Origin of the sequence: Evansella sp. AB-rgal1, from assembly GCF_041820985.1 — a bacterium.
In the GTDB taxonomy this organism is placed as follows: domain Bacteria; phylum Bacillota; class Bacilli; order Bacillales; family Salisediminibacteriaceae; genus Evansella.
On sequence record NZ_JBGUAU010000003.1, the window covers coordinates 48,532 to 61,270 of the forward strand.

At 35.1% G+C, this 12,739-nt stretch carries 8 protein-coding genes; 5 read left to right on the top strand and 3 right to left on the bottom strand.

The features are described from left to right. Positions 1 to 129: 129 nt before the first annotated feature. The 3 genes from ACERII_RS03070 to ACERII_RS03080 all read left to right on the top strand — a co-directional run bounded on the left by ACERII_RS03070 (position 130) and on the right by ACERII_RS03080 (position 3,492). Positions 130 to 1,599 carry a methyl-accepting chemotaxis protein gene (locus ACERII_RS03070; protein ID WP_373639970.1) on the top strand — a complete coding sequence of 490 codons (1,470 nt, stop codon included), beginning with the start codon at positions 130 to 132 and terminating at the stop codon, positions 1,597 to 1,599. 72 nt (positions 1,600 to 1,671) lie between these two features. Then, positions 1,672 to 1,746, top strand: a complete 75-nt coding sequence (locus ACERII_RS03075; protein WP_373640198.1) for a hypothetical protein — start codon at positions 1,672 to 1,674, stop codon at positions 1,744 to 1,746. A 306-nt stretch (positions 1,747 to 2,052) separates the two neighbouring features. Next, positions 2,053 to 3,492 carry a serine hydrolase domain-containing protein gene (locus ACERII_RS03080; protein WP_373639971.1) on the top strand — a complete coding sequence of 480 codons (1,440 nt, stop codon included), beginning with the start codon at positions 2,053 to 2,055 and terminating at the stop codon, positions 3,490 to 3,492. A 250-nt stretch (positions 3,493 to 3,742) separates the two neighbouring features. Here the strand turns inward: ACERII_RS03080 and rluF are convergent, their stop codons facing one another. Then, positions 3,743 to 4,450: a 23S rRNA pseudouridine(2604) synthase RluF gene (gene rluF / locus ACERII_RS03085; protein WP_373639972.1), complete on the bottom strand. Its 708-nt coding sequence runs from the start codon at positions 4,448 to 4,450 to the stop codon at positions 3,743 to 3,745. Between the two features lie 524 nt (positions 4,451 to 4,974). On the opposite strand from rluF, the gene ACERII_RS03090 reads away from it, so the two are divergent. Together ACERII_RS03090 and ACERII_RS03095 are read left to right on the top strand one after the other, a co-directional pair. Next, the gene (locus ACERII_RS03090; protein ID WP_373639973.1) at positions 4,975 to 7,881 is read left to right on the top strand and encodes a glycosyl hydrolase 115 family protein; all 2,907 of its coding nucleotides are present in this window, start codon (positions 4,975 to 4,977) and stop codon (positions 7,879 to 7,881) included. Positions 7,882 to 9,161: 1,280 nt separating this feature from the next. Beyond that, complete coding sequence (locus ACERII_RS03095; protein WP_373639974.1) at positions 9,162 to 10,217, top strand: GGDEF domain-containing protein; 1,056 nt, start codon at positions 9,162 to 9,164, stop codon at positions 10,215 to 10,217. 125 nt (positions 10,218 to 10,342) lie between these two features. On the opposite strand, the gene ahpF is transcribed toward ACERII_RS03095, so the two are convergent. Both ahpF and ahpC read right to left on the bottom strand, forming a co-directional pair. After that, positions 10,343 to 11,905: an alkyl hydroperoxide reductase subunit F gene (ahpF, locus tag ACERII_RS03100; RefSeq protein WP_373639975.1), complete on the bottom strand. Its 1,563-nt coding sequence runs from the start codon at positions 11,903 to 11,905 to the stop codon at positions 10,343 to 10,345. A gap of 13 nt (positions 11,906 to 11,918) precedes the next feature. After that, on the bottom strand, positions 11,919 to 12,482 hold the full coding sequence (gene ahpC, locus ACERII_RS03105) for an alkyl hydroperoxide reductase subunit C (protein WP_373639976.1): 564 nt from the start codon (positions 12,480 to 12,482) through the stop codon (positions 11,919 to 11,921). Between the last annotated feature and the right edge of the window lie 257 nt (positions 12,483 to 12,739).

Here is a 12,739-nt window from a genome sequence, read left to right on the forward strand (position 1 = left end):
CACTCCACTCAGATAAAACTTCTCTCACTTAGGGCAAGAGTACATGTCTAGTTTCCACAGAATAGTACTATATTATTATAGATTTTAGTATGATAAAATCCTCGTATTATAATTGAAGGTGGAATAATTATGTTGGAAAGAGAGTTACAACAAAGAAATAAACTTATTGCTAAATTATTATGGTTTGCCCTCTTTATAGGGATAACCGGTGACCTTATAAATAGGGTTCCATTTAGTGCTACAGGAATGTTTATAATTACGGGTATTATTATTGCATTATTTACGACCGTGTTAGCATGGAAAAATATATTATCCCAATATATTCAGTACATCGTCATAATTGGATTAGCGATTTTGACCATCCTTATGTTTGAAACAGACCCTAAACTAACCGACTACTTCATGATTTATTTTAGCATAGGGATAATTACGCTTTATCACAATTACCGTTCTATTGCCGCATCTGGACTCATTGGTGTTATTTTAACTAATTATTTGTTTATTACATATAATGAAACAGCTTTTTTAAGTTTGGAAAATGAAACCCTTGTTCCTTTAAATTTATTTCTCATTCTCGTAACTAGTGTACTTATTGCTCAAGCTCAAATTGGTAAGAAAATGCAATTGGCCGTTGAAAAAAGTAGCTTAGAGTCTCAAAAAGGTAGAGAAAAAATAGAAGAGTTGTTAAAACAAGTGAAGCAATCTTCTGCTATCCTTACAGATTTAAGCCAAAATGTGAAAGCAAATGTTGATGCTACAGGAAGAGTTTCTACTGAACTAACAAGTGCATTTAATGAAGTTGCTAAAGGTATTGAATCACAGGCTGTTAGTGTTAACGAAATGAATGACTCTATTCTCTCTAGTAATAAAATAATTGTTTCTGTAGATTCATCTTCAGATCAAATGAAACAATTATCAGTTACCACTTCTACGATGACAGCAAAAGGAAGTCAATATATTAGTGATATTAAAACAAATATGGAACAAATTCACGAAAAAATTACACATGCTGTTTCCGACATAAATGAATTAAATAGTGCGAGTGATCAAATCGGACTAATTTTAGAACAAATTAGTAAAATCTCAGAACAAACTAACTTATTAGCTTTAAACGCTGCTATAGAAGCGGCAAGAGCGGGTGAAGCGGGTAGAGGCTTTGCTGTTGTTGCTAATGAAGTAAGAAAGCTTGCAGAAGATAGTAAGAACTCTACAGTAGAAATAGAGGCTATTTTAAAATCCATTCAAACGAAAACAACTCAAGTAACAGATCAAGTTAACGCAGGACAAAGCGCAGTCAATACTAGCTTACAAGTTACATCTGAAGCAGAACAGGTTTTTAATCAAATTTATCTAAATACAGATAACGTTGTAGATCAATCTGGTAGTGTAAAATCTTTAATTGAGACATTAAAAATTGACTCAGCTAAAATAGTTCAAGAAATCGATTCAATTTCAAGGGTCACTGAAGGATCTAGTGCTTCCATAGAAGAAATATTAGCAAGTGTAGATGAACAAAATGAGAGAATGAGAGATATTGTTTCTAGCTTTACAGAATTAGAAAAATTGACTCAAGACTTAAATAATCTTGTAAATAACTGACTATTCGAAACGCTAGGAATTTACTCCTGGCGTTTCTACCATTCTTCCACCCAACACCTGTCATTTTCTGATATGACATATCCACATCAACTCATGCGGATGTTATTAGTAGAAGTAGAGCAAGTATATCGAGATTTTAGAAATTAATAGAAATGAACCGTACCACAAATAGTGGTAAAACAGAGGGTAGAAATAGTCATAAGTAAGAATATTTCAGGAAATTTATAAGTGGACTCACTGGTAAATAATGTTATAATTTAGGTGAAATTCATAAGAAACAGACTCCATGAAATCTTTAGGGGTCTATTTTTTATAAATGAAATGAGGGAGGAATCTAAGATAAGAAATAAAGCATTTAGACTATTAATTTGTGCATTAATTTTTGTGATCTTCCTTATAGTCCACTCTACTGAAGTTTCCGCAACTATTGATAATTTAGAAGAAAAAATTGATATGATTGACAAAGAAATTGAGTATAACATGAGGACACATAATATTCCAGGCATGGCTTTTTCATTAGTGGATAGGAATGGTGTTGTATATTCTAAAGGCTATGGCACTTTAGATGTAGGAGATAAATCTGAACTAATAAATGAAAGCACTAATTTTCATTTAGGTTCAGTATCTAAAGTATTTGTTTCAATGGGTATCTTAAAACTCCAAGAGGAAGGTTACATAGATATTGAACAGCCTGTGGTTGATTATCTTCCTTGGTTTTCTACAAAAGATGCTTTACTTTCTAATGAAATTAAAATTGAGCACCTACTAAACCATTCTAGTGGATTACCCGGTAGGTTAAATGTACATGAGATTAGTAATTTAGAAAGCAGAGAAATTATAAATAAAATTAAAGACAAACTAAATAATGTTACATTAGTGGGAAAACCGGGAACTGTTTATGAATACACCAATATGAATACGGACTTGCTACAGTTAGTAATAGAGGAGGTAACAGGGAAATCCTTCACACAATATATGGAAGAAACCTTCTTTACTCCACTTAATATGAACCGGACAGGATATTTCACTTTTGATAATAGCCATTTATCAAATACTGCAATGGGTCACCGATATCACTGGGGAAAGCTAAAACCTTATAAAGAAGAACTAGTTTATGCAACATCAGCATCTGCTGGGCTATCTTCGAATGTCGATGATTTATCAAAGTTTTTAGGTTTACTCTTAAACGATGGGCAAGGGCCAAATGGTAAATTAATTAGTCGTAGTAGCATAGATCAAATGTTCAAACCCAATCAATATGGTATAGGATACAACTTGTATGTGTACCCACATAATATTTCTATGGATGGTGGTTTACCAGGATTTACGTCAACCATTGTACTTTCGTCCGACAAAACCTTTGGACTTATCCTTTTAGCAAATTCTAAACAGGATATAACGTATCACTCTGGTTTTAATCTTTATAGAATAGTAAATGGTGATGATTCACCCACAAAATTGTTGGAGAAGGACTTTCCAAAAATCCACTTTCTTGTGCAGATAATTCTTTTTATTGTAATAATCTTTATCATTTTAATCTTATGTATAGTGGGATTAACTATTTTTCATCTATTTAAAGGTACGAAAGAGATCTCTTTTAGGAAACCTAGTTTCAAAAAGATTGGTATGATTAGTTTCATTTTAATAATATATCTAGGGATAATGTACCTCATATATGTCCAACTGCCTGTTTACATTGGAGTGCCAGCGTTACAGCACTTTAAAATGGAACCCGACACTGTGGTAGTGCTGTATATTTTATCTATAGTATATTCGAGTTTCACTTTTCTTTTATGTGGAAAAATTCTATTCGTCCAAAGGAAAAATTCAATTCAATCAAGCACAGGTGAATTATCTTTACCATTAAATAAAAGTGAACCGTTCCACAAATAGAGTCTACTGTAGAGAGTAAATGTAATAAGGATTAAAAAGGCTAGTTTATAAAATTGAAGGAGACCGTTCGTGTTATTTAGACGGTCTCCTTTTGCTATTCGCAAACTTGCACTTCATTCATGTATTTTTTTCTTACCTATACGATATATCAATTATTCATGCTTTAGCTAAATGTATAATATTTTAAAGCTTTTGCACATCTTTTAATTCAAGTCTTCCATTCTATGATAAATTACGTTCAAAGATCCCCTTACCATTCCTTCGGTTCATAGTTTAGTTCTCTAAATAATTGTGTGCGCTCTTTTTTTGATAAGTCTCTCCATTGTCCAGGAGGTAGGTTCCCTAAATGGATATTCATAATCCGAATTCTTTGCAGTCTATAGACATTGTAGCCTAACTCTTCGCACATCCGACGAATTTGGCGATTTAACCCCTGTTTTAAAATAATTTGAAATTCATACTTTGATAACGGTGTTACTTCACAAGGAAGTGTTTTTGTACCTAATATTTTTACACCTTCAGACATATTCTTTACAAATTCAGGAGTGATAGGCTTGTCTACTGAAACGATATATTCCTTTTCGTGTTGATTTTCAACGCGTAAAATCTCATTAACGATATCACCATCGTTTGTTAGGAGTATTAAGCCTTCTGATTCTTTATCCAGTCGTCCAATATTAAAAATTCTTAACGGATGATTCACTAAATCAACAATATTTCCCTTAACTTTCTTTTCTGTTGTACTTGTAATGCCTACAGGTTTATTTAAGGCAATATAGACATTATTTCTAGCTACTCGAACTGGAGCTCCGCTTACTAAGACATCGTCCCCAGGTTTGACTTGATCACCTATTTGGGCACGTTTTCCATTGATTGTGACTTTTCCCTCAGCAATTAATTTGTCGGCACCGCGCCTAGATGCTTTTCCAGCTTCACTAATATATTTATTAATGCGCATGTTAATCACGACCTCATGTTTGATATTTCTTATTTACGTATCAAATATACCTTATTTTAAAGAGCGAATCAAAATCTCATTTTACTAATTTAAAGTAACCCTATCACAAATAAAGTCTAGAGTTCAAGATAAGACAATCATCTTAGACAAGGATAAAATTAGTTAATATTTTCATACAAAGTTCAGTTTAACAACCATATGAATATATAACCTAAATCCTTTTGGTATTCTTCCTATATACTTATCCATACTATTAGTGATTTCATCTGTAGTAGAAGACCCTTCAAAACTATTACCTTATTTACTTTTTTAAATCTTATATATAGTATTTGCATTCTAATAAGATCCACATACTTGATATAATGGACTTTAAGAAAAATTGGAGGACATATTTAACAGCGCTTTCAATCAGACTGTTCCATCAAGAAACCATTGCTGTGCTCAGATCTGACAACAAAAAAAGCTCATAATATTCCACAAAACTAAGCGATAACAGGAAATCTAACATTAGAAAGGATGTTTTTATGGAATTTGTCATTAATCAAGAGATGCTAGAAAATGTAAACGCTTTAGATTCGGGTTCCTTATTTTTTGAAGAGAAGGAAGCTTTCAGTGGCGTAAATAAAATCGCTAAAAGGGTTATGCATGATATCGAATTAGTTTTTGGACACGCACCACAAGCAACTTCAAGCAAAGACAAGCTTGGGAAAAACGCAATTGTTTATGGAACAGTAGGACATAGTCCAATGCTTCAGGAACTTGAAGAGAAAGGACTGATTGATCTTTCAGAAGTTACAGGGAAGAGAGAAGTCTTTTTAATTCAAGTAATAGATTCCCCATTTGAAGGTGTTGAAAAAGCTCTTGTTATTGCAGGTAGTGATAAGCGTGGTACAATCTATGGTCTTTTCCATTTGTCCGAATTACTTGGTGTATCTCCGTTGGTGGACTGGATTGATGTGAAACCACAACCGAAAGAATCGTTCTCATTACGTGGAGACTTCAAATATCTTTCCAAAGAACCGTCCGTTCGTTACCGTGGATTTTTTATCAATGATGATTGGCCTGCCTTTGGTAATTGGACGATGAAAAGGTTCGGCGGTCATAATGCAGAAATGTATGATCATGTGTTTCAGTTGCTATTAAGGTTGAAAGGAAATTATATGTGGCCAGCCATGTGGTCTGCCCGTTTCTATGATGAGGGACCAGGCTTGGCAAGTGCTGAACTAGCAGATGAATATGGTGTAGTAATGGGGGCATCCCATCATGAACCTTGTTTACGGTACGGAGAAGAGTATAAGTATCTTCGTGGAGAGAATTCCGAGTATGGAGATGCGTGGAATTTTATAACCAATAGAGAAGGTATCACAAAGTTTTGGGAGGACGGCTTGAAGCGTGGAGGTAAATTTGAAAGTGTTATCACTGTCGGTATGCGCGGGGAGCAAGACACGTCCATTATGGGGAAAAATGCAACACTTGCGGATAACATTCAGTTACTACGTGAAGTGCTTCAGACTCAAAACAAACTAATAAAAGAAAATGTGAATCCTAACCTTTCCGAAGTGCCAAGAATGCTAGCTTTATATAAAGAAGTAGAACCATTTTTTTATGGAGATGAGAATACTCCAGGGTTAATGAACTCGGAGGAACTGGAAGATGTTATTCTGATGTTATGTGACGATAATCATGGAAATTTGCGTACCTTACCGACAGAAGAAATGCGTAACCATTCTGGTGGGTACGGTATGTATTACCATTTTGATTATCATGGTGGGCCAATTTCGTATGAGTGGATTAACAGTTCTTACCTTCCAAAGGTTTGGGAACAGATGAGTATGGCCTACGATTTTGGTGTTCGGGATCTTTGGATTGTAAACGTAGGTGACATTGCAACGATGGAGTTTCCTTTATCTTACTTCCTAGACCTTGCTTATGATTTTGAAAAATGGGGTACAGGTGCGGTTAATAAGACGGATCTTTATACGAAGCAATGGGTAGAAAAGCAATTCAACGAAGTTTTCTCAGAAGAAGATAAGAAGAAGTTATTTGATCTTCTCACAGGTTACACAAAAATTGCTCATAGCCGTAGGCCAGAACATATGAATGAAGATGTGTATCACCCAGTTAATTACAAAGAGACAGATCAATTATTACAGCAAATTGAAGATCTTTTACAGGAAGCGGATGAAATATACAAGAAGGTGGATTCTGAGAATTTCTCTGCATATTTCTCCCTTGTTTACTATCCAACTGTAGGAAACTTAAATTTGCAGAAGATGTGGCTTCTTACTGCAAAAAATAATTATGCTGCAAAACTAGGTTTACTGGAGTCCAACAAACTAGCAGAACAGGTTAAAGAATGTTTCCAAAGAGATAAAGATCTTGTAGAGGAATACCATGCCCTCGATAATGGGAAATGGTATGGAATGGGGCTTTCTGAACACTTTGGGTTTGTGAACTGGAATGAAGAAGAAAACAAGTACCCTGTAGTTATGAATGTTTTCCCTACTGGTAAGCCAAGACTGATGGTTACAGTGGATGGAACGGAGCAACACAATGAGGGGCCAGCTTGGCATAATAATAAAGTATATATAAATGACTTTTTACATCCGGAAAAGAAGGAAGCTTCGTTTACTATTTCCAGCAAGAGCGAACAGAGTGCGGACTATAAGATCATAAGTAATAGTTCATGGTTGACTTGTTCTAAGACGTCTGGAAGCTTAGATGGGAAAGACAAGTTGAAGGATGAAATTACTGTAACGATTGATCGTAATGCTATGAATGGTGAGACAGCAGGAACAATTGTAGTGGAAACACCAGTAGGTACGGTTAACATTGTTGTGAATGCTTCTGTACCTGATGTAAGTGGATTAGCTGATATGACCTTTGTTGATACAAATGGTTATATCTCCATAGAAGCAGAACATTTTGCACAAAACAAGGAAGTAATGAACGATCAAGGTAATGTGAATCGTTTTGAAGTGCTTGAGGGATATGGTAAAACATTATCTGCAGTAAAGGCTTTCCCAACAACGGAATACTTTACTCCAGGAAAGGATGCACCTTATCTTGAATATCATATTGTTGTACAGGAAGAGGGATCATATGAGTTGGAATTTTATATGCAACCTTCCAACCCAGTTACGAAAGATAGTACGATTTACTGTGGAATCCAAGTAAATGAGGATGATATCAACATAGTAAATACACTTCCAAAAGGATATCGAGTAGAGGGTGAAGATTGGGATGATGGTGTGCTGGACAACATCCGCAGATACACTAGTAAAATTAACTGTCAGGCCGGACTAAATACACTAAGGGTTTATGCAGTGAGTCCAGGCTTTGTGTTAGAAAAGCTGGTTATCTATCCAGTAGGGAAAGCTCCTGCAGCTAGTTATCTAGGACCGACAGAAACATATTATGTGGGGAAATAAGAATGTGAGTGATGAGTGTTATAGAAAGGTATTGGCGATTTGCCAATACCTTTTTTTAAAAGGTAAAAGTATATAATTTTTGAACTTAGAAAGGTGTCTAGCTCCAGGCGCCAGGACCTCGTGTCAAATAACCTGGCCGATTAAAAAGTAAAAAGCACTTTTTATCGTCCAGAACATTTGCATTTCGGTCCTGAGAGGGCGCCTTGCGCTTTTTTTATAAATGGCTCTGTTAGAGCGTTGATAATTTGATTTTAGACTATTTGTTAGATTAATATTTATTCAAATTCAAAATATGTCCCGTCGTTTTCAAGCAATTCGTTTTAAATTAAAACGTCCCAAGGCCCTCCTAACGGGTTTACTTCAGTGGTGCAAAAAAACATTCGCAAGCGAAATCGCGTGCGATTTCAAATAAGAAATCACATAGTGTTTTATTGATAAATAGATGTGAAATCACAAAGTAAATCACATCTCTATTCACATAGGTGGAAATAAATATAGCCTTCATGTGATTGTGATGTGATTTGCCATGCGAATTCTAATGTGAAAGCGAAGGACTTGGATATTTATATTAAAGCAAATGAAAGGATATATAAAATTTTTCAAGCAATGTAATGAAAGAAACGAGGAGAAATGCATAATTGAATAAATAAACGGAGAATTTTCCCTTATTTAATAAAAAGCACGGGGAACAGTCTTAATAAACGGAGAAATTCCGGTTATTGACTCAAATCTATTTAAAAAGGGTGAATTTCCTTTACATAGTCGGAAAAACTCCACTTATTTGCCACGAAATTAGGTGAATTTTGATCTTAGACGGAATTTCTCCGCTTATTTTATTTCACTTGGTTAGGATAAGGATACATGGACTTGGCGATAAGCTAAGTTTATCCAATAAATTTCCAATAAAACCTCATTTATTTCTGCTCGTTAGTGAAATAAGCACGAAGAACCTTCGTGCTATTGTAATTTGCGAAATATGTGAATCTAGTTGAAAATATGCGTGATTTATCGTGTGAATTCGTCTGTGAATTGGCGTTTTGGACTTCTGAAGTAAACCCGTTAAGACCCTCTTGGCGTCTTTTTCGAACTCATCATCCTTTAAAAAAACGTCAAAATTTCTTACTCTTATTGTTTTGTTTTAAACAAAGACTATCAAGTCTTTTCAAGAAGTCTCGCTCATTTCATGCCCCATAATACGTGAATCAGATAACAATTACTTATAGATTATTCCAAATCTTACATTATAATAAAAGAAAGGACAAATAACAGGAAGTGAAGCAATGAAAAGGTTAATTAAAGATTCTTATGAGTCAGATCATTCACTAGAAATTCTCTTTTCATCGTTACGTTGGTTTTTCTTAATAGTTTCTGCTGTTGTTTTCACTATTCAATACATTGATAACCCTAATACTTTGAGACTTACAATTTTTGTAGCTTTAATTGTGTTTGGAATTATCTATATGGGTATTTCCGATTTTTATTTACATAAGTCTCCTCAAGATTCAGTCATGTACAGAACAATGACAAAAGGAGGACCATTTTTTGATTTTATTGCATACTCAGCCCTAGTTCCATTAACTGGAGGTATAGATAGCCCCCTCTTTCCTTTAGCGTATTTAATTATTTTACATGTGTCAGTATATTGGAAGTTGGCCGGAGGATTCATATCAGCTTTTCTTTTTACTTTGTTATATACCGTCATATATTTCACCCAAGTTCAAGGAGTTACGCTAAACATACTCATTCCTTATTCCACCCAAATTGTCTTTTTCTTATTAATGGGTTTTCTAGGGGGAATTATCGTTTCAAGAGAAAGAAAGCAACACTCAGAGAGAAATTTACTTGAGGTAGCAGCAAATCGAGACTATCTTACAGGCTTATTAAATCACCGGTCCTTTCAGGAACATTTGCGAACAGATTTAGAAAGTGGTAAAGATTTTTATCTCGTTCTTTCTGACATTGATAAATTTAAGTATATTAATGATAGATATGGTCATGTAACAGGCGATAAGGTGTTATGTCAGATCAGTGGCATGATTAGCTCCATTATTCCGCAAAACCAAGGTAATTGTTTTCGTTATGGCGGGGAAGAATTTGCAATCATTTTTTATTCAATTGACAGAGAAAAAGTGGACAAGATGTTAGTTGAAATAAAAGATACTATCGCAAACCATCTCTTTTACTATGGCGAAGAATCGTTCTCTGTAACGATGAGTTTTGGAAGTTGTAGACAAAAAGGGGAAAAGTCCGATCAGTTAGTAGAGAAAGTAGATAAACTACTTTATGAAGCAAAAGATAAAGGTAGAAATCAAATTGTCTATTCTAACGTAGGATAGGTTAGGACTACAATATTAGCAACACTTGGTATTTTAACTATATTTGCGTTTTCAAAATAAAAAAGTCGCTATTCCTATTTGGATAAAATAGGTAGCGACTTTTTATATTCCTTATTGTAACTCGATTAAGAAATAGTAGTAGTTGTTTCTTCAGACGTTGTATTTCTAATGAGATAATCAAAAGCTCCTAACGCAGCAGTTGCTCCAGATCCCATAGAAATGATTATTTGTTTGTAGGCACTATTTGTACAATCTCCTGCAGCAAATACTCCAGGAACGTCTGTAGCACCATGACCATCCACTACAATTTCACCAAAGCGATTTTGTTCAACGACGCCTTTTAACCAATCAGTATTAGGTACAAGACCGATTTGAACGAAAACTCCTGCTAACTTAATATGATGAGTTTCTTCTGTGTCACGATCCATGTACGTGATACCATTCACTTTGTCATCGCCAGTAATTTCTTTCGTTTGAACGTTTTTGATAACCGTTACGTTTGGAAGACTATATAGACGTTTCTGTAACACCTCATCAGCCTTTAACTCTGGCATGAACTCGAGTACTGTAACATGATTTACAATCCCTGCCAAGTCAATTGCTGCTTCAATACCTGAGTTACCGCCACCAATAACAGCAACATCTCTTCCCTCAAACAAAGGACCATCACAATGTGGGCAATAAGCTACACCTTTATTTTTGAACTCTTGCTCTCCAGGAACACCAACATTACGCCAGCGAGCACCTGTGGAAATAATAACGCTTTTACTCTTAAGAACCGCACCATTTTCTAGTTCTAATTCGATCATATCTTTTTTCTCTAGACGTTTCGCACGCTGTAAGTTCATAACATCAATGTTATACTCTTTCACGTGTTCTTCTAAGCTAGCTGCAAGCTTAGGTCCTTCTGTATACTTCTGGCTAATAAAATTCTCGATGCTAAGCGTGTCCATCACTTGTCCACCAAAGCGTTCTGCAACGATTCCTGTACGAATTCCTTTACGAGCTGCATAGATAGCTGCACTTGCCCCAGCTGGACCACCACCTACTACTAATACATCGAATGGGCCTTTATCAGCAAAGGCAGAAGCATCTGGACCACTACCCACTTTTGCAAGGATTTCTTCTAGTGTCATTCGACCACTACTGAAGGATTCTCCATTTAAGAAGACAGTTGGAACTGCCATGATATCCTTCTTTTCTACTTCTTCCTTGAAAGCACCACCATCGATCATCGTATGAGTGATGTTAGGATTTAAAACACTCATCAAGTTTAGTGCTTGCACAACATCTGGACAATTGTGACAGCTTAAGCTGATATAGGATTCAAAATGAAATTCACCTTGAATACTCTTAATTTGATCAATAACATTTTGCTCAACCTTTGGAGGTCGTCCACTTACTTGTAGTAAAGCTAACACTAAAGAAGTGAATTCGTGACCTAAAGGTATACCAGCAAATGTTATCCCAGTATCTTCACCGATGCGATTGACACTAAAGCTTGGAGTTCTTTCTAATTCTGTTTTTTCAACAGCAATCTTCGATGACATGGAAGCTAGCTCTTCAACAAGAGCTAGCATGTCATTTGATACTTTATCAGTTCCTGCACTAACTTTAAGTAATACTTTACCTTCCATTAGCTGCATATACTGGTTTAATTGAGCTTTAATTTCTGCATCAAGTAGCATGTAATTGCACTCCTTAAATTTTACCTACAAGGTCTAAGCTTGGCTTCAGTGTTTCTCCGCCTTCTTGCCATTTAGCCGGGCAAACTTCACCTGGGTTATTTCGAACGTATTGTGCTGCTTTAATTTTATTTACTAAGATACTTGCATCACGACCAATACCGCCCGCATTTACTTCCACAGCTTGTATAACACCATCTGGGTCAATAATGAAAGTACCACGATCAGCAAGACCTGACTCTTCATTTAATACTTCAAAGTTACGAGAAAGTGTTTGAGAAGGGTCACCAATCATTCCATACGTAATTTTACCAATTGTTTCTGAGCTATCGTGCCAACCTTTATGTGTAAAGTGAGTATCAGTAGAAGCTGAGAAAACTTCAACTCCAAGATTCTGCAATGTTTCATATTCGTTCTGTAAATCTTCAAGTTCTGTTGGGCAAACGAATGTGAAGTCAGCTGGGTAAAAACAAAGTACACTCCAGTGACCTTTAAAGCTATCTTCTGTTACATCGATAAACTCACCGTTTTTGAATGCTTTTCCGCTAAATGGTTTTACTTCAGTTCCAATTAAAGACATAGTTAAAATCCTCCTAAAATTGTTGTAAGATTAAGTAATAGATATACAGTAAAAACTTTTACTGTAATAATTCTAATTCGATACTCATTATCATATAGTAGATATTTATTGTCAAGGAAAGAGACTTAGATTGAATTTTTTTCACAAAATGTTCAAATAGATACCGATTGTAAGGGTTTTCATTCCTTGACCCTAGTAATAAAAAACTCAATCTATCATTTGATTTGAATATCTAATAATATTTTTCCTTAATTTTA